Genomic DNA, 21257 nt, shown 5'->3' with positions numbered 1-21257 from the left:
CTCACGGTGTGGATGCGGGGTCTCGCTGCGGCCGCAGCGCGGAGAGGTCGTAGCGCACGAGGCGGGTGCGGGCCCGGATCGGCTCCGGGAAGGGGCAGGCCCTGCGGGTGGCGGTGTCGAGATGCACGCCGGTGAGCTCGGCCACCGCCGCGATCTCGTCGCGCTCGGCGTGGCGCATCTCGTGCACGAAGCGGATCACCCGCTCGCGCAGCTCCAGCACCCCCGAGCGCACCACCACGGTGTCGCCGGCGAGGAGCTCTCGGCGGTAGGTGATGTTCTGCTGCACCGCGGCCATCCCGCGCCCGTGGGCGCGCAGGTACGAGGGCGTGATGCCGATGAGGGTGAACAGGTTCCACGTGGCCTCGTCGAACTTGCCCACGTACCACATGACGTTCATGTGCCCGACGTGGTCGCAGTGCCACGGGTAGACGGTGCCGCGGTAGGTCTCGGTGAGGTCGGCCACGGCGCGCGCCTCAGCGGGTTTCCTCGAAGAGCTCCCGGCCGATGAGCATGCGCCGGATCTCGCTGGTGCCGGCGCCGATCTCGTAGAGCTTGGCGTCGCGCAGCAGCCGCCCGGTGGGGTATTCGTTGATGTAGCCGTTGCCGCCGAGGCACTGGATCGCCTGCAGGGCCATCCAGGTGGCGCGCTCGGAGGCGTAGAGGATGGCCCCCGCGGCGTCCTTGCGCGTGGTCTCGCCGCGGTCGCAGGCCTTGGCGACGGCGTAGACGTAGGCCTTGCAGGCGTTGAGGGTGGTGTACATGTCGGCGAGCTTGCCCTGCATCAGCTCGAAGGTGCCGATGGGCTGGCCGAACTGCTCGCGCTCGTGCACGTAGGGCACCACCACGTCCATGCACGCCTGCATGATCCCGAGCGGCCCGCCCGAGAGGACGACGCGCTCGTAGTCGAGCCCGCTCATGAGCACGCGCACGCCGCCGTTGACCTCGCCGAGCACGTTCTCCTCGGGGACCTCGCAGTCCTCGAAGACCAGCTCGCCGGTGTTGGAGCCGCGCATGCCCAGCTTGTCCAGCTTCTGCGCCACCGAGAAGCCGGGGAAGGTGCGCTCGACGATGAAGGCGGTGATGCCGCGGGGGCCCGCCGCCGGGTCGGTCTTGGCGTAGACCACGATGACGTCGGCCTCGGGACCGTTGGTGATCCACATCTTGGTGCCGTTGAGGACGTAGCGGTCGCCGCGCTTCTCGGCGCGCAGGCGCATGGAGACCACGTCCGAGCCGGCGTTGGGCTCGCTCATGGCGAGCGCCCCCACGTGCTCGCCGCTGATGAGCCTGGGCAGGTAGCGGCGCTTCTGCGCCTCGGTGCCGTTGCGCCGGATCTGGTTGACGCAGAGGTTGGAGTGGGCGCCGTAGGACAGCCCCACCGAGGCCGAGGCGCGGCTGATCTCCTCCATCGCCACCACGTGCTCCAGGTAGCCCATGCCGGCGCCGCCGTACTCCTCCTCGACGGTGATGCCGAGCAGGCCCATGTCGCCGAGCTTGCGCCAGAGGTCGGCGGGGAAGTCGTTGTCGCGGTCGATGTCGGCCGCGCGCGGGGCGATCTCGCGGCTCGCGAAGTCGTGGACGGACTCGCGCAGCAGGTCCGCGGTCTCGCCCAGATCGAAGTTGAGGGACGGGAAGGTCTGGCTGCCCACGGCGTGCCTCCTCGATGCCTGCCCGGCGCGCGCCGAACGGTGCGTGACGATCATGGGCGGGCGCGGCCTGGGAGGGTACAGACGGGCCCCGGTGCCGGGGCCCGCACGCGTCGCACCCGGCCCCGATGCGCCGCGCCTGCCGCCTCTGCCGCGGCCCCGCGCCGCCTCCCGAAGGATCGGCCGCGGATGATACGGACGTTGACGTAAACGTCAACAGCGGGCTGCGCGGGCTCAGGCCTCCGCGGCGGCCTCGGCCGCCGGCGCCGCCGGCGCCTCGTCCTCCGCCACGCCCATCTCCGCGAGGCGCTGGCGGCACTGCTTCTCGATCGCGTCGAGCTCCGAGAGGACCACCTCGATGTCCTGGCGCTGCTGCAGCAGGATCGCCCGCCGCTCGCGGATCTTGCGCAGGAAGTAGCGCATCTGCGCCAGCTCCCCCGAGGGCGCCGAGTCGTAGAGGTCGAACAGCTCCCGCGTCTCCTGCAGGGTGAAGCCGAGGCGCTTGCCGCGCAGGATCAGCTTCAGCCGCACCCGGTCCCGCTTGCTGTAGACGCGGTTGCGCCCGCGCCGCTCCGGCTTGAGCAGGCCCTGGTCCTCGTAGAAGCGGATGGCGCGGGTGGTGACGTCGAACTCGCGCGCAAGCTCCGTGATGGTGTAGGTGGTCTTGGTCGCCTTCCTGACGTGCTTGGCCATGGCCCCTTGCGCCGCGCTAGACTTGCGCGCTCAAGATACCCCAATGTTGACGCGAACGTAAAGGGAAAGGCGGGCGGCCCGGGGCGCCCCGCGGAGGAGGGTGCGATGCTGCTGGATGCGCGACGATCGCTGCTGCTGGTGGTGGACGTGCAGGAGCGGCTGCTGCCGGCGATCCACGAGGGGGCGGCGGTGGAGGCGGCCTGCCGCTGGCTGGTGGGGCTCGCGGGCGAGCTCGCGGTGCCGGTGCTGGCCTCGGAGCAGTACCCGAAGGGGCTGGGGCGGACCGTGGCCTCGCTGCGGGCGTCGATCCCCGCCGAGGCCTTCATGGAGAAGGTGCACTTCTCCTGCGCCGCGGCCCCGCAGTGCGCCCCCCGGATCGAGGCCAGCGGCCGCGACCAGGTGGTCATCGCCGGCATCGAGGCCCATGTCTGCGTCCTCCAGACCGCCCTCGGGCTGCTGGGGCAGGGGCGCGAGGTCTACGTGGTGGCCGACGCCGTCGGCTCGCGCGCGGTGCAGAACCGCGACCTGGGGCTTGCGCGCATGCGCCAGGAGGGGGTCCGGGTGGTGAGCCGCGAGATGGTGGCCTTCGAATGGCTCCGGGAGGCCGGCACCGAGCGCTTCCGCCGCATCAGCCGGGAGTACCTGCGATGAGCGCGGAGGGGGATGCGGGGTTCGAGCCGCGCGGGGCGCTCACCCTGCGCACCATCGCCATGCCCGCCGACACCAACCCCAACGGCGACATCTTCGGCGGCTGGCTGATGGCGCAGATGGACCTCGCAGGCGGCAGCGCCGCGGTCAAGCGGGCCCGCGGCCGGGTGGTCACCGTCGCCGTGGACGCCATGAGCTTCCACCTCCCGGTCTACGTCGGCGACGAGGTGAGCTGCTACGCCGAGGTGGTGCGGGTCGGCAACACCTCCATCCGCATCCACGTGGAGACCTGGGTCTGCCGCGGCGTCGGCACCCGACACTTCAAGGTCACGGAGGGCACCTTCGTCTACGTCGCCGTCGACGAGCAGGGGCGGCCGCGGCCGGTACCGCCGGAGGCGCCCGAGGAGGCCTAGGGGCGCGGGCGCCTCCGGCGCTTAAACCCATGCTAATCTTGTGGCTGTACCCTTGGACACCGGACGCAGGCCACGGAGGGAAGATCCATGCGGACCGGTCCCGTCCTCGCCATGGCGCTGGCGGCAATCGCCGGTGCGGTGTGGGCAGGCTCCTGGGCGCCGCCGGGCTCGCCCGGTGACGGCGACTACACCCGAGCCAGCAACCGCGACAGCATCGTCAACACCCGCCACAACCTCACCTTCTCCTACATCGGCTCCGGCATCCAGTGGATGATGACGGGGTACAAGAACTTCTACGGCGAGGTCTGCGTCTACTGCCACACCCCCCACGGCGCCTCGAGCCGGCAGACCGCGCCGCTGTGGAACCGCACCCTCAACGACCCCGGGGCGTACACCGTCTACACCTCGCAGACGCTGATCTCCACCGACAACCCCGGCCCCGGCCCCAACTCGCTGCTCTGCCTGTCGTGCCACGACGGCACCATCGCCATCGATTCCATCATCAACATGCCGGGTCCGGGCGGCTACAGCGCGGCCCAGGAGGCCACCGTCAACGACGCCTTCCTCTCCACCTGGGACAACGGGCCCTCCTACATCCAGGCGGGCTTCATCTTCTGCGGCAACACCCCCTGCTTCCACGCCGAGCTCGGCAGCGAGGGCAACCCCGGCGAGGAGCCGGAGAAGTGCAAGGAGTGCCACTACGGCGGCAACGCCTTCGGGCTCCCGGACTTCACCGCCTTCGTCATCGGCACCAGCCTCGGCAACGACCATCCGGTGGGGGTGCGCTACCCGGACCCCGGGGTGTACGACTTCGCGCCCGGCATGGTGGCGCAGGGCGGGCTGCGCTTCTTCGACAAGGACGGCGACGGGCGCGCCGATCCCGACGAGATCCGCCTCTACGACAACGGCTCGGGGCCGCGTGTGGAGTGCGCGAGCTGCCATGATCCCCACGGCGTGGACGGCGGCGGCGGGGCCCTGATCCCGTCCTTCCTGCGGGTGCCGAGCGACGGCTCGCAGATCTGCCTCACCTGCCACACCAAGTGACGCCGTGACGCCGGCGCGCGTGCGCCGGCAGGATGCCGGTGCGGACCGCGGTTCGCCGCGGGCACGGATCCGTCGCCCGGGGCGGGCTTGCCTCCTCCTCCGCGAATCAGGAAAATGCGAATCGTTCGCATGCACGTTAGGGGGGCGCCATGGGCGCGAGGTTCCGCCGGGGACTGGCCGTGCTCCTGCTGGCATGGGGCGCCGCGATGGCGGCGGCGGGGCCGGGGCGGCTGCTGCACATGCTGGACTATCTCGCCGCCGACTATCCGGAGATGGTGCGCGACGGCAGGGTCCTGGACGAGGCCGAGTACGCCGAGCAGGTGGAGTTCGCCACCGAGGTGGTGCGGGGCATCGGGCGGCTTCCGCCCGATCCGCGGAGGGAGGCCCTGGCGGCGCAGGCGCAGGCGCTGCAGGCGGCGGTGCTGGCCAAGGCGCCGGGGGCGCGGGTGCAGGGGCTCGCCCGCAGCCTGCGCGAGGCGCTCGCGGAGGCCTACGGGGTGGTGACGGTGCCGCGCGCCGCACCGGATCCGGCGGCGGCCGCCCGGGTCTTCGGTGCGCGCTGTGTCGCCTGCCACGGTCCGGAGGGGCGGGGCGACGGCGTGCTGGCGGCCGGCCTCGAGCCCCGGCCCACCGACTTCACGGACCGCGACCGGGCCGCCGGGCGCTCGGTGGAGGGGCTCTACAACACCATCACCTTCGGCGTGCCGGGCACCGGGATGCCCGGCTTCTCCGAGCTCGACGAGGCGACCCGGTGGGCGCTGGCCTTCTGGGTGGCGGCGCGCTCGGCGACGCCGGCGGAGCTGGCGCGGGGACAGGCGCTCTGGGCCGCGGACGAGGCGCGCTGGCGCGGCGTCTTCGCCGACCTCGGGGCGCTGGTGCGGGCGGTGCCGGCGGCGGTCCGCGAGGCCCACGGGGCGGACGCGGAGGCGGTGCTGGCGTGGCTGCGGACGCAGCCGGCGCAGGTCGCGGGTGCCGCCGATCCCCTGGCGGTCACGCGCGCGTGGCTCGACCGGGCGTGGGCGCGGCTGCGCGAGGGGGATCGCGAGGGGGCCTATGAGGCCGCGCTCGCCGCCTATCTCGAGGGCTTCGAGCTGGTGGAGCCGCGGCTGCAGGGCCACGGCGCCGAGCGCCGCGCGGTGGAGGAGGCCATGACCGCGCTGCGCGAGGGGCTGCGCCGGGGCGCCGCGGAGGACGAGGTGGAGGCGGCCATGAGGCGGGTGCGCGAGGCCCTCGACGCCGCGGAGGCGGTCCTCGCCGGGGGCGAGGCGCTGGGGCCCGGCACCGCCTTCGTGGCGAGCCTGGTGATCCTCCTGCGCGAGGGGCTGGAGGCGATCCTGATCGTGGCCGTCATCGCCGCGACCCTGGTCCAGGCGGGGCGGCGGGATGCCATGCGCTGGGTCCATCTGGGCTGGATCGGGGCGCTCGCCGCCGGGGGGGCGACCTGGTGGCTGTCGACGAACGTGCTGCGCATCAGCGGCGCAAGCCGCGAGGTGACCGAGGGCGTCACGGCGTTGCTGGCGGTGGCGGTGCTGCTCTACGTGGGCTTCTGGCTGCACAGCCGCACCCATGCGGACCGCTGGCAGCGCTTCCTCAAGGAGCGGGTGCACGACGCCCTCCGCGGGGGCGCCCTCTGGGCCCTGGCGGGCAGCGTCTTCCTCGCCGTCTACCGCGAGGTGTTCGAGACCATCCTCTTCTATCAGGCGCTCTGGAGCCAGGGGGCGTCGGAGGCCGCCTGGGCCCTGTGGGCGGGCCTCGGGGCGGCGGCGGCCGCGCTGGTGGTGATCGCGGCGCTCATCCTGCGCTTCAGCGTGCGGCTGCCGCTGCGGGTCTTCTTCAACGTCAACGCCGCGATCCTGTTCGTGCTCGCCCTCGTCTTCACCGGGCACGGGGTGGCGGCGCTGCAGGAGGCGGGGTGGCTGCCGGTGGACCTGCTGCCGCTGCCGCGGATCGAGCTGCTGGGCCTCTATCCCACGCTGGAGACGCTCGCGGCGCAGGGGCTGGTGCTGGCGCTGGGGGCGGGGCTGCTGTGGCACGAGGCGCGCCGGGGCGCCTCGGCCTGAGACGGCCGCCTCAGGCGGGCACCACCTTGCCGGGATTCATGATCCCGTGCGGGTCGAGGGCCCGCTTGATGGCGGCCATGGCGGGCAGGAGATCGCCGTGCTCGGCGCGCAGGGCCTCGAGCTTGCCGTGGCCGATGCCGTGCTCGCCGGTGCAGGTGCCCTCCATGGCCAGGGCGCGGGCGACGAGGCGCTCGTTGACGGCCTTGACCTGCGCCAGTTCGGCGGGGTCGTCGGGATCCACGATGAAGGCGAGATGGAAGTTGCCGTCGCCCACGTGCCCCAGCAGCCCCACCGGCATAGGCAGCCCTTCGAGGTCGCGCCGGGTCTCCTCGATGCACTCGGCGAGCCGCGAGATGGGGACGCAGACGTCGGTGGCCCAGCCGGTGCCCCCGGGACGCAGGGCCTTGAGCGCGTAGTAGGCGTCGTGCCGGGCGCGCCAGAGGCGGTTGCGCTCCTCGCTGCGGGTGGCCCAGCGGAAGGCGCCGGCGCCGAGCTCGGCGGCGATCTCGCCCACCCGCCGCGCCTGCTCCTCCACCTCCACGGGGCTGCCGTGGAACTCGAAGAACAGCGTCGGCGCCACGGCGTGGTCGAGCCGGGCGTAGCGGTTGACCGCCTCCATGCTGGTCTCGTCCATGAGCTCGATGCGGGCCACGGGGATCCCGCTCTGGATGGTCAGGATCACGGTGTCCACCGCCGCGCGCACCGACGGGTAGGGGCAGACCGCGGCGGAGACGGCCTCCGGGATGCCGTGCAGGCGCAGGGTGAGCTCGGTGATGACACCGAGGGTGCCCTCGGAGCCCACCATCAGCCGCGTCAGGTCGTAGCCGGCGGCGGACTTGCGGGCCCGGGTGCCGGTGCGCACCACCGACCCGTCGGGGAGGACCACCGTGAGGGCGAGCACGTTCTCGCGCATGGTGCCGTAGCGCACCGCGTTGGTGCCGGAGGCGGCGGTGGCCGCCATCCCGCCGAGGGTGGCGTCGGCGCCCGGGTCCACCGGGAAGAAGAGCCCGGTGTCGCGCAGGTGCTCGTTGAGGCGCCGGCGTGTGACCCCGGCCTCGACCACGGCGTCGAGGTCCTCGGCGTGCACCGCGAGGATGCGGTCGAGGCCCGCGAGATCGAGGCAGATCCCCCCGTGGAGCGCGGCCACGTGGCCCTCCAGCGAGGTGCCCGCCCCGAAGGGGATGAGCGGCACGCGGTGCTCGGCGCAGGCGGCCACCACCGCCGCCACCTCCTCGGTGGAGCGGGCGAAGACCACGGCGTCGGGCGGTGCCGGCGGGTGCCAGGATTCGTCGCGGCCGTGCTGCTCGCGCACGGCGGCGGCGGTGCTGAGGCGGCGGCCGAAGCGGTCGCGCAACCGCTCGATCACCCGGTCCACGGCGCGCACGGGGGCTCTCCTCCGGGGCTCCTCCGCAGCGCAGTGTAGCAGCGCCGCCGCGGGGCGGCCTGCCCGCGGCGGCCCGGTCCGCGCTACCATGGGCGGACACGGGTCCAGCGCGGGAGGAGGCCGAGATGGGTCACGAGAACGAAGCCGCCGCCGCGGAGCCGATCCTGCTCCGCGAGGTGCGTGACGGGGTCGCCACCCTGACCCTCAACCGGCCGCGGGCGCGCAACGCGCTCTCGACCGCCCTCATGGCGGCGCTGCAGGAGGCGGTGGACGCCTGCGCCGCCGACGAGGCGGTGCGGGTGGTGGTCATCGCCGCCAACGGACCCGCCTTCTGCGCCGGGCACGACCTGCGCGAGATGCGGGCGCGGCCCGAGCGGGCCTTCTACGAGGCCCTCTTCGCCCAGTGCAGCCGCCTGATGACGAGCCTCGTGCGCCTGCCCAAGCCGGTGATCGCCCGCGTCCACGGCATCGCCACCGCGGCGGGCTGCCAGCTGGTGGCGAGCTGCGACCTCGCGGTGGCCTCCACCGAGGCCCGCTTCGCCACCCCGGGGGTGCACATCGGACTCTTCTGCTCGACGCCGATGGTGGCGCTGTCGCGCAACGTCGGGCGCAAGCAGGCCATGGAGATGCTGCTCACGGGCGAGATGGTGGATGCGGAACGGGCGCGGCAGATGGGCCTGGTCAACCGGGTCGTGGCGCCCGAGCGCCTGGACGAGGCGGTGGCGGAGCTTGCGGCGACGCTCTGCGCCAAGTCCCCGCTGACCCTGCGCATCGGCAAGGAGGCCTTCTACCGCCAGCTGGAGATGCCCCTGGAGGAGGCCTATGCCTACGCCGGGCGCGTGATGACCGAGAACATGCTGGCCCGCGACGCCGCTGAGGGGATCGACGCCTTCCTCGAGAAGCGTCGTCCGGTCTGGCAGGGACGCTGAGGGAACGCGTTGCAGGAGAGCCAGGACGCGGAGGCGTGCGGCTGGGAGGCCGAGCGCCTCCGGCTGCTCTACGACACGCTGGCGCTCACGCCGGCGGTGACGGTGGCCGTGGCGGCGGTCACGGCGGCCATGCTGTGGCCGGTGGCCGGGCCGCGGATGCTGGTCTGGCTGGCGGCGGTGGCCGCGGTGGGCGCGGCGCGGACGCTGGTGCGGGCGCGCTGGATCGGGCGCGGACGTCCCGCGGACGGGCGCTGGCACCGGACCTTCGTCGCCGGGGCGGCGGCCTCCGGCGTGGTCTGGGGCTCGGCCTCGCTCCTCATCGACACCGGCTCGCCCCACTGGCCGGTCCTCGGGCTCGTCGTCGTGGGGATGGCCGCGGGCGGGGTGCCGGTGCTCGCCCCCTCGGGGGCGGCGACCCTCGCCTACGTCGCGCCCGTGCTCGCCCCGATGCTCCTGCGGCTCGCCCTGGAGCGCGGCGCCGTCGGCTTCGGTCTCGCCCTCCTGGGTCTGGTCTACCTCGGCGTCCTGCTGGAGGCGGGGCGGCGCATCCGGGGGCATCTGCGCGAGAACGTGCGCCTTCGGCTCGAGGTGGAGCGGCGCGAGCAGGCCCTGCGGGCGCGCCACGAGGAGCTCGAGGCGGTGCTCGCCCACAGCCGGCACGCCCTCGCCCTGCTCGATGCGGACGGTGCGGTGATGCGGTGGAACGGGGCCGGCGAGGCCCTCGGCGGGCGGCGGGCGCCGCTGTGGGAGGCGCTGCCGTGGGCGGCGGCGGACCGCGAGACGGTGGCCGAGCTCGTGGCCTGGGCCGCGGCGGGCGTGCGCGGCGAGCGCGAGGTGGCGCTCGACGGCGAGGCGGGGCGGCGCGTCCTCAGCCTCGCGGTGACGCCCGTTCGGGACGGGCACGGGGCGGTGGCCCTGATGGTGGCCGAGGGCGAGGACGTGACCTCGGTGCGGCGGGCCGCGGACGAGGCCGCCGCGCTCAACCGGCTCCTCGCTGAGGCGCTCTCGGACCACCCCATGGAGGCCTATCTCCGCAACGCCCTCGAGGCCCTGTGTCAGGTGCCGTGGCTGGCGCTGATGCGCAAGGGGGCGGTCTTCCTCGCCGAGGACGGCGGCCGGCTGAGGATGGCGGCGGACTGGGGTCTCGAGCCCGCGCTGCAGGCCCTCTGCGCCGAGGTTCCGTTCGGGTGCTGCCTGTGCGGGCGCGCCGCGGCGGAGCGCAGGCCCGTCTACGCTGCCTGCGTCGACGCGCGCCACGAGCGGCGCCACGACGCCATGGAGCCGCACGGGCACTACGTGGTGCCCATCCTCGCCCGCGGCGGGACCGCGGGTGTGCTCCTGCTCTACCTCCCGGAGGGGCACCGGCGCGACGCCGCCGACGAGGGCTTCCTGCGCCGGGTGGCGGGGGCGCTCGCCCTCGGTATCGAGCGGCGGCGCACGGTGGAGGCGCTCGCCGCCTCGCGCCAGCGCCTCGCCCTGCACGTGGAGCAGACGCCCCTCGGCGCCATCGAGTGGGACACGGCGCTTCGCGTGCGCAGCTGGAATCCCGCCGCGGAGCGCATCTTCGGCTACACGGCGGAGGAGGCGGTGGGACGCAGCGCCTTCGAGCTCATCGTGCCCGAGCGGGTCCGGCCCGAGGTGGAGCGCATCCGGCGCGAGCTGGTGGAGGGGCGGGGCGGGGCGCGCTCGCGCAACGTCAACGCCACCCGCGACGGGCGCGAGATCCTCTGCGACTGGTTCAACACCCCGCTCGTGGCCGAGGACGGCACCGTCCTCGGCATCGCCTCCCTGGTCATGGACGTCACCGAGCAGGTGCGCATGGAGCGCGCGCTGCGCGAGAGCGAGCGCCGCTTCCGCAACCTGGTGGAGCGCTCGCTGGCCGGGGTCTACATCGTGCGGGCGGGCCGCTTCGCCTACGTCAATCCCCGCCTCGCCGAGATCTTCGGCTACACGCCGGAGGAGATCGTCGGGCGCGAGGTGGGCGAGCTGGTGGCCCCGGCCGACCGGGAGCTCGTGCGCGGGCGCGTGCGCGAGCGCCTGGAAGGGCGCGGCGACGTGGCCCACTACGGCTTCCGCGGCCTGCGCAAGGACGGCACCGAGATCCGGGTCGAGGTGCTCGGGTCGGCGGCCGAGATCGACGGCGAGCGCGTGCTGGTGGGGACGCTGCTGGACGTCACCGAGCAGCACCGCTACGAGGAACGCATCCGCCGTCTGGCCAACTACGATCCGCTCACGGAGCTGCCCAACCGGCGGATGCTGCGCGAGCGCTTCGTGGAGATGCTGGAGCAGGGGCGGCGGCTCGGGGTGCGGCTGGCCGTGCTCTATCTCGATCTCGACCGCTTCAAGGACGTCAACGACACCCTCGGCCACGAGGTGGGCGACCGGCTCCTCGCCCAGGCCGGGGAGCGGCTGCGCGGGGTGGTGCGCAACGGCGACCTGCTCGCGCGGCTCGGCGGCGACGAGTTCGCCGCCGTGCTGTGGAACGGCACCGAGGAGACGGCGCGTTCGGTGGCCGAGCGCGTGCAGGCGGTGCTGGAGGCCCCCTTCCGGCTCGGCGGGCGGGAGGTGCGGGTGGGGGCGAGCATCGGCATCGCGCGCTTCCCCGAGGACGGCGACGACGTGGACGTCCTGCTGCGGCGGGCCGACATCGCCATGTACCGCGCCAAGCGGGGCCGTCTCGGTCACGCCTTCTACCACCAGGGCGAGGAGGAGGCGGTGGCGCGCCGCCTCACCCTCGAGGAGGCGCTGCGGCGGGCGTTCGCCGCCGACGAGCTCGAGCTCCACTACCAGCCGCGGGTGGAGATGCCCGCGGGACGGATCCGGAGCCTCGAGGCGCTGGTGCGCTGGCGCCACCCCGAAAGGGGGCTGGTGCCGCCGGGGGAGTTCATCACCGCGGCCGAGGAGGGCGGCCTGATCGGGGAGCTGGACCGCTGGGTGCGCGAGGCCGCCTGCCGCCAGCTCGCGCGCTGGCAGGGGGAGGGCATCGCGGTGCCGGTGGCGGTCAACGTCTCGGCGGTGGAGCTTCGCAACGAGGGCCTCGCGGAAAGCATCGGCGAGGCCCTGCGCCGCCACGGGGTCGCTGGGCGGCTGCTGGAGGTGGAGATTACGGAGAGCGCGGCGATGGAGGATCCGGAGCGCAGCGTCACCGTGCTCGGGGCGATCAAGGCGGAGGGCGTGGCGGTGTCCATCGACGACTTCGGCACCGGTTACTCCTCGCTGAGCTACCTCAAGCGCCTTCCCGCCGATCACCTCAAGATCGACCGCTCCTTCGTCGCGGGGCTCGGCGGCGGCGGCGCCGACGAGGACATCGTCCGCGCGATCATCGCCGTGGCCGGCAGCCTGGGCCTCGAGGTCATCGCCGAGGGGGTCGAGACCGAGGCCCAGGAGCGTTTCCTGCTCGAGGCCGGCTGCCGTCTCGCCCAGGGCTACCGCTACGGCCGGCCGGTGCCCGCGGCCGAGATGGCGCGGCTGCTGCGCGCGGCGCGCGGCGCTGGCGGGGAAGGCTAGCGCGGTGCGACGGCCGTGGGCGCGCGGATCCCGCACCCCAGCGACGACTACGCGCGGCAGCCGCCGGATCAGACCCTTGCCGAGCTCGGGAGCGACCGCGCGCACGGCCTCGGGGAGGCGGAGGCCGCGGCAAGGCTTGCGCGCTTCGGCCACAACGAGATCGCCGAGCGCGAGGAGCCGGTCTGGCACCGGGTCCTGCGCCGGTTCTGGGGCCCGATCCCGTGGATGATCGAGGCCGCCGCCGTCCTCTCGGCGCTGGCGCGCAAGTGGGAGGACCTCGCCATCATCGGGGTCCTCCTCGGCGTCAACGCCGGCCTCGACTTCCTGCAGGAGCACCGGGCCCTCGACGCCCTGCGGGCGTTGCGCCGGGGCATGGCCCGCAGCGTGCTCGCCCTGCGCGCGGGGCGCTGGCGGCGGCTGCCGGCGCGGGAGCTGGTGCCGGGCGACATCGTGCGGCTGCGCATCGGCGACATCGTGCCCGCGGACTGCCAGCTCGTGGAGGGCGAGTATCTGCTGCTGGACCAGTCGATGCTCACCGGCGAGTCGCTGCCGGTCTCCAAGAAGGCGGGCGAGGTGGTCTACGCCCACACCGTGGTGAAGCAGGGCGAGATGCTCGCGGTGGTGGTGAACACCGGCGCCGCGACACGCTTCCAGTCGGTGGTCTCGCTGGTGGCCGAGGCGGGGCTGCACGAGCGCAGCCACTTCCAGCGCATGGTGATCCAGATCGGCAACTTCCTGATCCTGCTGACCCTCGCGCTGGTGTCGGTGGTGGTGCTGGTCGCGCTCTTCCGGCACGAGCCGCCCTTGGAGATCCTGCGCTTCGCGCTGGTCCTGACCGTCGCCTCCATCCCGGTGGCCCTGCCGGCGGTCCTCTCGGTGACCATGGCCGTGGGGGCGATGAACCTCGCCCGCCGCCGCGCCATCGTCTCGCGCCTGGTGGCCATCGAGGAGCTCGCCGGCGTCGACGTCTTCTGCTGCGACAAGACGGGGACCCTGACGCGCAACGAGATGCGGGTGGTGGAGCCGGTGGCCCTGGACGGCCACGACGAGCGCGAGGTCTTCCTGCTGGCGGCGCTGGCCTCGCGGCAGGAGAACCAGGACCCCATCGAGCTCGCCATCTTCCACCACATCGACGAGCACCTGCCGGATCTCGACTGGCGGGCCTGGCGGCAGCGCCGCTTCACCCCCTTCGATCCCGTGCGCAAGCGCACCGAGGCGGTGGCGGAGGGGGCGGGCGGGCGCCTCGTCGCCGTGAAGGGGGCGCCGCAGGTCCTCATGGAGCTGGCCCGGCTCGACGAGGAGCAGGCGCGGACGCTGGGGGAGCTGGTGGAGCAGCTCGCCGCCCGCGGCTACCGCACCCTGGCCGTGGGGCGGGCGGCGCAGGAGGGCGCCCCCTCGAGCTGGTGGGCCTGATCCCGCTCTTCGACCCGCCGCGGGAGGACTCGCGCGAGGTGATCGACACCATGCGCGAGCAGGGCGTGCGCATCAAGATGATCACGGGCGACAACGCCGCCATCGCCCGCGAGGTGGGGCGTCTGCTGGGGCTGCCGCCGCGGGTGGTGCGCGCCCGCCAGCTCACCGGCTCGGGCAGCCAGGAGATCCTCGCCCTCGTCGAGGCCCTCGCCGCCGCCCTCTACGCCCGGCTGCGCGGCGAGGTGGGCCGCGCCGAGGCGCGCCGCTTCGCCGCCGAGGTCATGGAGGAGGTGCGCGGGCTCTACGACACCACGCTCCTGGACCGCGAGTTCATCCACACCCACGAGTCGGCCATCATCGAGATGATCGAGGAGGTGGACGTCTTCGCGGAGGTGGTGCCCGAGGACAAGTACCGCATCGTCGACGCGCTGCAGAAGGGGGGGCACATCGTCGGCATGACCGGCGACGGCGTCAACGACGCCCCGGCGCTGCGCAAGGCCGACTGCGGCATCGCCGTCGCCGGGGCCACGGACGCGGCGCGCGCCGCCGCCGACATCGTGCTTACCCAGCCGGGTCTCGGCGTCATCGCCGAGGCCGTGCGCGAGGCCCGCACCACCTTCGGGCGGATGCGCAGCTACGCCACCTTCCGCATCGCCGAGACCATCCGCATCGTCTTCTTCGTCGCCCTCGCCATCCTCGCCTTCGACTTCTACCCCATCACGGCGCCCATGATCGTGCTCCTGGCGCTGCTCAACGACATCCCGATCCTCGCCATCGCCTACGACCGCACCCGCATGGATCCCGTGCCGGCGCGCTGGGAGACGGCGCGGCTGCTGACCGTGGCCACGGTGCTGGGGCTCACCGGGGTGGCGAGTTCGTTCCTGCTCTTCCATCTGCTGCAGGATCGGGGCCTTGCGCAGGAGACGATCCGCACCGTGCTCTTCCTGAAGCTCGTGATCTCGGGCCACATGACCCTCTACGTCACGCGCGCCGAGGGGTGGTTCTGGTCGCGCCCCTGGCCGGCACCGGTGCTGTTCTGGGCCACCCTGGGGACGGAGCTCGCAGGCACGGTGATCGCGGCCGAGGGCTGGCTCGTCGCCCCCATCGGCTGGGAGGCCGCCCTTTGGGTGTGGGCCTATGCGCTGGCCTGGTTCCTGGTCAACGACGCGGTGAAGGTGGGGGTGGTGCGGCTGCTGCGCCGCCACGCCGCCTAGGCGAGGATTCTCGCGAGGTCGGTCACGGGCCGGCGCCGGGTGCGGATGGCGTGCGCCATCCGATGCCGCCGTGGGGTCGATGCCCATGGGCGTGAAGCGGCCACCTGGGCAGGCGGGCGGCGCGCTCTCGGCGCTCGGCCTGGCCGTCGGTCCGTGGCGTGCAGAGGCGGGTGTCGATGGGGCGAGGCCCGAGCCTTCGGCACAGGCGGCGGAAGCGGCGCGCGCGGTCGCAGGAGCCGTCGTCGGTCTGCGGGTGCCGAGCCCGCGGTCGTGGCGCAGGGCCCGGATCAGGAAGCGACAAGAACTGTGTGCCGCCTTATCGGGCGCGATGGGGGCGAAGCCGATGCGCGTACCGTCGTCGAGGGCGACGTGGACATGCGCCCAACGAGCGCCCGGGGGTTGTGGCGGCATGCGGCGGTGACGCGATGGCCCGGACGGCGGAGGCGCCCGGGCTTCTTGATGTCGAGGTGCGGGAGTAGGCCGGGGGGCGCAGACCGAACGCCTCGGGGGCGGTGTGGAGGAGCGATGGCTGAGGCGACGGAGGCCTGCGCGGGCGAGGACGCGTGCCTCGGTGATCCGGGAGAGGCCGAGTTCTGGGCGTGCCGAGAACCGAGGCGCTGGCGGCGAAGGGCGATGGCGCGGCGGATGAGGGCCGGATCGGTGGGGTGGGGGCAGCGCCGGGGGCGCAAGCTGCGGTGGACAAGTCCTGCGGGGCCTTCCTCGCGGAAGCCTCGCAGCCTCTTGCAGGGGGTTCGTGGGCCGACCCCGCAGGCTCCAGCGGTCACACGCCCGGGCCGACCCTCGTCGACGATGCGCTGTACCTAGATGGCTGGCTCGGCCGTGGGGGGGGGCGGCGTGCGTTCCTGTGGCCATTCATCCGGGGCTCTCCCTGGCCGACAGGCTGGTCTCACCCATCCGCTTCGGGCCGGAGGCCCGGATGAACGACCTGCGGACAGACCAGACCTAGGCGGGGTCGTCCCGGGCCGCGTCCGGGGAGGAGGTGCCGTCGAGGCCGTGCTGGGCCGCCCAGACCGCCGCCTCGGTGCGGCTTCGCAGGCCCAGCTTGCGCAGGATGCCCTTGACGTAGACCTTGACCGTGGCGTCGGAGATGCCCAGGCGCAGGGCGATGGTCTTGTTGCTGAGGCCGCGCGCGAGCAGGCGCAGGACCTCGCGCTCGCGGGCGGTGAGCCGGGCGGCCTCCGGCGCCGCGGGCTCCGGACCGCGGCGCAGCTGCCCCACCAGGATGCGGGTGACCTCGTCGCTCACCGCCATGTGGCCCTCGATCACGCGGTGCAGGTGCTCGAGGATCTCCTCGGGCTCGGCGTCCTTGAGGAGGTAGCCGTCGGCGCCGGCGCGCATGGCCTCGACGATGTCGCCCTCGTGGTCCGAGACGGTGAGGACGACGATGCGCGCACGCACCCCCTCGGCGCGCAGGGTGCGCAAGGTGGTGAGGCCGTCCATGCCCTTCATGTTGAGGTCGAGGAGGATGACGTCCGGGGCGAGGCTCCGGGCGAGGCGCACGCCCTCCTCGCCGCTGGAGGCCTCGCCCGCGAGCTCGAGCGCGGACGACATGGCGATGAGCTCCGCCGCCCCCTTGCGGAAGAGGGGGTGGTCGTCCACCACCAGGACGCGATGGCGCGGCGCGCTCATGCCGTGGCCTGCGTCGCCTGGGCTGCGCGGGGCACGAAGCGCAGCTCCACCAGGGTGCCGCCCTCGGCGCTGGCGCGGGCAAGGCGCAGCCGCCCGCCCAGCTCCCCGGCCCGCTCGCGCATGATGGCGAGACCGTGGTGGTCGCCCTCGGGGGCCTCGTCCGGCAGGCCGCTCCCGTCGTCCTCCACCCGCACCACCACCTGCGCGCCGGCGTGGTCGAGGGAGATGCGCGCGCGGCGCGCCCCGCTGTGGCGGGCCACGTTGGCGATGGCCTCGCGGACGATGTGGAGCACGTGCACCTCCTCGTGGGCGTCGAGGGCGCCGGCCGGGAGGCGGTACTCCAGGGCCATGTCGATGCCGCTCAGCCGCGCCTGTTCGGCCACCGCCGTCGCCAGCGCCCCCTCGAGACCTCGCCCGTCGATGCGCAGGCGGAAGGTGTTGAGCAGCGAGCGCAGCTCGCTGTAGGCGTCGTTGAGGCCGGCGCGGATCTCCCCCACCAGCGCCGCCGCCGCGGGCTCCTGGTGGCGCGCGAGCTCGGTCTCCAGGCGGCGCGTCTTGATCTTGAGGTAGCTCAGGGACTGGGCGAGGGAGTCGTGCAGCTCGCGGGCGATGACGCTGCGTTCCTCGAGCAGGGCAAGCCGCCGCTCGGCGTCGTGGCGCGCCTGCATGCGCATGGCGATGCCCACGTGGTCGGCCACCGCCTCGGCGAGCTTGCGGGCCCAGGCCTCGGGGGAGGCGGCCTGCGCGAACTCCAGCAGCAGCACGCCGAAGCGCGTGTTCTGGTCGGCGATGGGCACGGAGAGGACGCGGTGGGGGACACCGGCGTCGTCGCGCAGCTCCAGCACGCGCACCCCGGCCTCGGCCCGGCAGTCGGCGCAGGAGCGGCACAGGCAGACGCGGCGGAGGCTCCCCGAGGGGTGGCTCTCGGCCAGCGCCCCGGGACGTGCGCCGAGGCAAATCAAACCGCCGCTCGCGCCCGTCGCCGCCGCCAGGTCGTCCAGCAGCGCGGGGAAGGTGCGCTGGGGTTCGGCGGTCTCGTTGAGCCGGCGCACCGTGCGGTAGAGGAGCTCCAGCGAGGCGGTGCGATGGCGCAGCTCGCGCGTCTTCTCCTCCACCCGCGCCTCGAGATCGCGGTAGAGGGCGCGCAGATCCTCCGAGAGGGCGTTGAGGGTGCGGCCGATGAGGGCGAACTCGTCGTTGCCGCGGGTCTCCGCGCGCAGGGCGAGATTGCCGCGTTGCAGCCCCTCGGCGCAGGAGAGCAGGCGGTGCAGCGGCGCCAGGAGCCGGCGGTACGAGAGGTAGAGGACCAGCAGCACGATGGCGAAGGTCAGGCCGAGGGGGATGGCCTCGAGCAGCCACAGCATGCGCACCCGTCGCTGGGCCTCGATCTCGAGGGCCTTGACCATGCCGTCGATCTGGTCCACGAAATCCGGCAGCAGGGCGAGGTAGCGTCCGGCGAGCTGGACCCCGTCCGGCGGCGGCGGCGTGAGGCCGGTCGCGGCGGGCGGCTCGAGCTGGCGGTCGAGGTCCGCGAGCAGGGGCCGGATCTCGGTCCGCCAGCGCCGCGCCACGGTCTCGTAGCGGGCGTGGCTGCCGGTGGCGGCGGCCCCGTGGATGGCCTCGCGCAGGGCCGGATGGGTTAGGCGCCGCTCGAACCCGGCCACGAGCTCCGCGAGCGGGGGACCGGCGGGGGCTGCGGGGGTCGCCGAGACGAGGGCGAGGAGGTGGGTGGCGATGCGGTAGGACTGCATCCGCAGCTGGCCCGCCACGTTGACCGCCTGCGCCTCGCCGTCGGCGCGGGCGGCGATGTAGAGGGCGCTCGTCATCCCCGCCCAGGCCAGGAGCACGATGGCGGAGAGGACGAAGCCCAGACGCATGATCACCGAGCGTCTGAGGAGCTCCCGGAGCATGACCACCCCTCCCCGGGGCGAGGAACTGCGCCCCGCCCCGGGGATCATAGCGCAACCGCCGGCCGGACGGCGGGTTCAGCCGCTTCCCGCAGGGATCGCCTGCAGGAGCGCGGCATCGAAGGCCACCCAGCGCGCCGTCAGGCGCGCAAGCGCCGCATAGGCCGAGTCCGCCCCGCGGTCCTCCACGCGTTCCCGGAAGGCCTCCGTCCAGCGCCCGAGGTGGTCGCGCAGGAACTTGACCTCGGCCTCCCGCGTCACCGCCCAGTGCTCGTCCTCGCCGCAGGCCGCCGCCTCCGCCTCCTTGCGCGCCAGCACGTGCATGAACTCGAGCTCGGTGGCGACGTGGTCGGGCCGGTCGGGATGGGCTTCGGAGGGCTCGAGCCCGAAGGCGCGGTAGAAGCCCGCGATGTCGGCGAGCTGCGCCGAGAGCAGGAGGTCGTGCTGCGGCGTCGGCCGCGTGTACTCGCCCTCGTAGGGCGGCGCGGCCATGCGGCCCTGGGGCTCGAAGAGGTGGTCGTAGAGGTCGCGCAGGGCCTCGGGGGCGGTGGCGCGCAGCCGCTCGCCCAGCTCGCGCAGCGGCTCGGTGAGGCCCACCGCGTCGTCGAGGGCGGCCGCCACCTCCGCCCACTGCGCCAGGTAGGGGCCGCGCAGGTGGGCCGCGTGCCCGCCGTCGGGGGGGACGAAACCGCAGGCGAGCAGCTCGTAGATGCGCGCCCGCACCAGCGCCGCGCCGGCGGCGGTCTCCATCGGCTCCATCGCGGCCACCTCAGCGCACCTCCACCGGGATCCACTGCAGGGAGACGGACTTGCGTCCGTTGACGTCCTCCTCGTGGCCGTTCCAGACGGCGACGTTGAGGACCGTGCGCGCGCCGGGGGCGAAGGCCGCGTCGGAGCCATCGGTGCGCTCGAGGTCGCGCACGAAGACCACGCTCCACCGCCCGTCGCGCCAGCGCCCGCCAGCATCGACGTCCTGCTGGGCCTGGCGGGTGAGGGTGCCCCAGCCCTCGGCGACGAACTCGAGGGCCACGGCGTCCGGCCGGGGCTTGCCCGGGTAGCGCGCCTTGAGGATCTCGTCCACCGGCGAGATCCAGAACCCCGCCGTGTGCGGCTGGCGGGCGGCGAGGCGGTCGGCGCCGTCGCGGTCGGCCTGCCAGTCGGCCCGCCACTGCCAGATGTTCACCGGCGCCCCCTTGTTGCCCATGAGGGGCGAGGTCTTGGTGGGATCGCGCGCATCGAGGGGAAAGAGCAGGGCGACGGCGTCGCGGAAGGTCTCGACGGCGTTCTCGGTGTCCGCGGTGGCGTCGTCCCAGCTCAGGCGGAAGGCGATGCGGCGTCCGTTGTGCAGGCCCTGGATGCGGATGCGGCTGACCGAGCCGCCGCCGTTGGGGATGGCGATGGTCTGGGGGACGAGGGCCACCACCGTCTCGGGGGCGTTGCGCCAGACGGCGGCGTCGGGGTCGGTGGTGAGGTCGCGGGCGGTGCGCCCCACCACCACCGCGCCGTCGGGGCCCTGGGCCGCCGCGGGGGCGGCGACCGCGAGGGCGGCGATGCCGGTCAGGAGCAGCTTGCGGCACATGGGGTGATCCTCCTTGCGCGCCATCAGGTGATGTCGAGGCGGTAGACGTCGAGCTTGCGGTCGTAGGGCTCGCGCAGGGCGAGGGGCTCGGTGATGGGCGCCTTGGCCACCACCTCGCCGTCGGCGTTGTAGCCGTAGGCCACGCCCTCGCGGACCTTGAACCGGGTCATGATCTGGGGCGAGCTCCCGAACATGACCAGCAGCCCCTGCAGCACCGGATCGCGCCGCACCTCCTCACGGTAGACGCGCACCGCCTCGGTCACGCGCGGGCCGAACATCTGGACGAGGAACGGCGTCGGCACGTGGATCGGCGGGATGTAGTAGACGTTGGGCTGGGTGCCGAACTGCGGGAAGAGCGGCAGGGCCAGCTTCTTGATGTGGACGATGTAGTCGATGGGGTTGTCCTCGCGGGCCTGGTCGGGCGGGCTGATCCAGCCCTGGAGGCGGATCTTGCCGATGCACTGCTCGATGCACTGGGTCTGGATGCCCTGCTCCACCTTCGGGTAGCAGCCGATGCACTTCTCGGACCGCCCCGTGGTGGCGTTGAACATCGCCTTCTTGTACGGGCAGCCGCGCACGCACTGGCGGTAGCCCTCGCAGCGGGACTGGTCGATGAGGACGATGCCGTCCTCGGGCCGCTTGTAGATGGCCTGGCGGGGGCAGTTGGCGAGGCAGCCGGGATAGGTGCAGTGGTTGCAGATGCGCGGGACGTAGAAGAACCACATGGGGTGGGGCAGGGCGTCGATGTGCATGCCGCCGTCGACGCGATCGCCCCAGATGTCGTCCTCGCCGGTGTTGGGGTAGGCCCAGTCCTCGAGCTCCGGAAGGAAGCCGGCGACGGTCTTCCGCTCCTCCTTGGCCTTCTCGAAGATGGTCTTGCCCCGGTAGACGCCGCCCTCCCAGGTGCCGCCGCCGAGGTGCTCGAGCAGGCGCACGTCCCAGGCGAGCGGGAAGCCGCCGTAGGGCTTGCTCTCGACGTTGTTCCAGAACATGTACTCCTGCCCGCGGCCCGACGTCCAGGTCATCTTGCAGGCGATGGTGCACGTCTGGCAGGCGATGCACTTGTTGGTGTCGAAGACGGCGGCGAACTGCCGCTTGGGCGGCGCGGGCTCGTAGGGGTAGTCCATCTCGCGCCCGAGCTGCCAGTTGTAGACCTTCGGCATGGCTCTCTCC

The 21257-nt window shown here is 73.6% G+C and carries 18 protein-coding genes; 8 read left to right on the top strand and 10 right to left on the bottom strand.

The window, feature by feature from the left end; all coding sequences use genetic code 11:
- Nucleotide 1: 1 nt before the first annotated feature.
- The 3 genes from EDC57_RS08125 to EDC57_RS08115 form a co-directional block, all read right to left on the bottom strand.
- Nucleotides 2-463, bottom strand: a complete 462-nt coding sequence (locus EDC57_RS08125; RefSeq protein ID WP_123401372.1) for an acyl-CoA thioesterase — start codon at nt 461-463, stop codon at nt 2-4.
- 10 nt (nt 464-473) lie between these two features.
- A complete protein-coding gene (locus EDC57_RS08120; protein ID WP_245995185.1) occupies nt 474-1646 on the bottom strand; it encodes an isovaleryl-CoA dehydrogenase in 1173 nt (390 codons plus the stop codon).
- Between the two features lie 231 nt (nt 1647-1877).
- Nucleotides 1878-2336 (bottom strand): MerR family transcriptional regulator, encoded by a 459-nt coding sequence (locus tag EDC57_RS08115; RefSeq protein WP_123401370.1) that lies wholly within the window; start codon nt 2334-2336, stop codon nt 1878-1880.
- Between the two features lie 105 nt (nt 2337-2441).
- On the opposite strand from EDC57_RS08115, the gene EDC57_RS08110 reads away from it, so the two are divergent.
- The 4 genes from EDC57_RS08110 to EDC57_RS08095 all read left to right on the top strand — a co-directional run bounded on the left by EDC57_RS08110 (nt 2442) and on the right by EDC57_RS08095 (nt 6501).
- Nucleotides 2442-2987, top strand: coding sequence for a hydrolase (locus tag EDC57_RS08110; protein WP_123401369.1), 546 nt, complete (start codon nt 2442-2444; stop codon nt 2985-2987).
- The gene (locus tag EDC57_RS08105; RefSeq protein WP_123401368.1) at nt 2984-3397 is read left to right on the top strand and encodes an acyl-CoA thioesterase; all 414 of its coding nucleotides are present in this window, start codon (nt 2984-2986) and stop codon (nt 3395-3397) included. Before EDC57_RS08110 ends, EDC57_RS08105 begins: the two co-directional genes overlap by 4 nt.
- Before the next feature lie 87 nt (nt 3398-3484).
- On the top strand, nt 3485-4441 hold the full coding sequence (locus EDC57_RS08100; RefSeq protein WP_123401367.1) for a cytochrome c3 family protein: 957 nt from the start codon (nt 3485-3487) through the stop codon (nt 4439-4441).
- Nucleotides 4442-4590: 149 nt separating this feature from the next.
- Nucleotides 4591-6501 carry a cytochrome c/FTR1 family iron permease gene (locus EDC57_RS08095; RefSeq protein ID WP_123401366.1) on the top strand — a complete coding sequence of 637 codons (1911 nt, stop codon included), beginning with the start codon at nt 4591-4593 and terminating at the stop codon, nt 6499-6501.
- Between the two features lie 10 nt (nt 6502-6511).
- Here EDC57_RS08095 and EDC57_RS08090 read toward each other — a convergent pair whose 3' ends face one another.
- Nucleotides 6512-7885 carry an FAD-binding oxidoreductase gene (locus tag EDC57_RS08090; RefSeq protein ID WP_245995183.1) on the bottom strand — a complete coding sequence of 458 codons (1374 nt, stop codon included), beginning with the start codon at nt 7883-7885 and terminating at the stop codon, nt 6512-6514.
- A gap of 125 nt (nt 7886-8010) precedes the next feature.
- Here EDC57_RS08090 and EDC57_RS08085 point away from each other — a divergent pair, with 125 nt between their 5' ends.
- The 4 genes from EDC57_RS08085 to EDC57_RS12640 are packed head-to-tail and all read left to right on the top strand — an operon-like array spanning nt 8011 to nt 14948.
- The gene (locus tag EDC57_RS08085) at nt 8011-8814 is read left to right on the top strand and encodes an enoyl-CoA hydratase (RefSeq protein WP_123401364.1); all 804 of its coding nucleotides are present in this window, start codon (nt 8011-8013) and stop codon (nt 8812-8814) included.
- Between the two features lie 9 nt (nt 8815-8823).
- Nucleotides 8824-12321, top strand: a complete 3498-nt coding sequence (locus EDC57_RS08080; protein WP_123401363.1) for a bifunctional diguanylate cyclase/phosphodiesterase — start codon at nt 8824-8826, stop codon at nt 12319-12321.
- A gap of 15 nt (nt 12322-12336) precedes the next feature.
- Complete coding sequence (locus EDC57_RS12645; protein WP_148051442.1) at nt 12337-13734, top strand: HAD-IC family P-type ATPase; 1398 nt, start codon at nt 12337-12339, stop codon at nt 13732-13734.
- Nucleotides 13725-14948: an HAD-IC family P-type ATPase gene (locus EDC57_RS12640; protein WP_211331932.1), complete on the top strand. Its 1224-nt coding sequence runs from the start codon at nt 13725-13727 to the stop codon at nt 14946-14948. The genes EDC57_RS12645 and EDC57_RS12640 overlap by 10 nt, the downstream gene beginning before the upstream one ends.
- A 287-nt stretch (nt 14949-15235) precedes the next feature.
- Here EDC57_RS12640 and EDC57_RS13385 read toward each other — a convergent pair whose 3' ends face one another.
- From EDC57_RS13385 to EDC57_RS08045, 6 genes are all read right to left on the bottom strand, one after another.
- The gene (locus EDC57_RS13385; RefSeq protein WP_123401362.1) at nt 15236-15760 is read right to left on the bottom strand and encodes a leucine zipper domain-containing protein; all 525 of its coding nucleotides are present in this window, start codon (nt 15758-15760) and stop codon (nt 15236-15238) included.
- A gap of 151 nt (nt 15761-15911) precedes the next feature.
- Nucleotides 15912-16598, bottom strand: coding sequence for a two-component system response regulator NarL (gene narL / locus EDC57_RS08065; protein WP_123401361.1), 687 nt, complete (start codon nt 16596-16598; stop codon nt 15912-15914).
- A complete protein-coding gene (locus EDC57_RS08060) occupies nt 16595-18508 on the bottom strand; it encodes a type IV pili methyl-accepting chemotaxis transducer N-terminal domain-containing protein (RefSeq protein WP_170165076.1) in 1914 nt (637 codons plus the stop codon). The genes narL and EDC57_RS08060 overlap by 4 nt, the downstream gene beginning before the upstream one ends.
- A gap of 75 nt (nt 18509-18583) precedes the next feature.
- A complete protein-coding gene (locus tag EDC57_RS08055; protein ID WP_148051441.1) occupies nt 18584-19264 on the bottom strand; it encodes a TorD/DmsD family molecular chaperone in 681 nt (226 codons plus the stop codon).
- Between the two features lie 10 nt (nt 19265-19274).
- Nucleotides 19275-20084 carry an ethylbenzene dehydrogenase-related protein gene (locus EDC57_RS08050; RefSeq protein WP_170165075.1) on the bottom strand — a complete coding sequence of 270 codons (810 nt, stop codon included), beginning with the start codon at nt 20082-20084 and terminating at the stop codon, nt 19275-19277.
- 23 nt (nt 20085-20107) lie between these two features.
- Nucleotides 20108-21247: a 4Fe-4S dicluster domain-containing protein gene (locus EDC57_RS08045; RefSeq protein WP_123401357.1), complete on the bottom strand. Its 1140-nt coding sequence runs from the start codon at nt 21245-21247 to the stop codon at nt 20108-20110.
- Nucleotides 21248-21257: the final 10 nt, after the last annotated feature.

Source organism: Inmirania thermothiophila, assembly GCF_003751635.1.
Taxonomy (GTDB): domain Bacteria; phylum Pseudomonadota; class Gammaproteobacteria; order DSM-100275; family DSM-100275; genus Inmirania; species Inmirania thermothiophila.
Note: the sequence above shows the minus strand (reverse complement) of the source record. Positions and strands in the feature narration are given on the sequence as shown.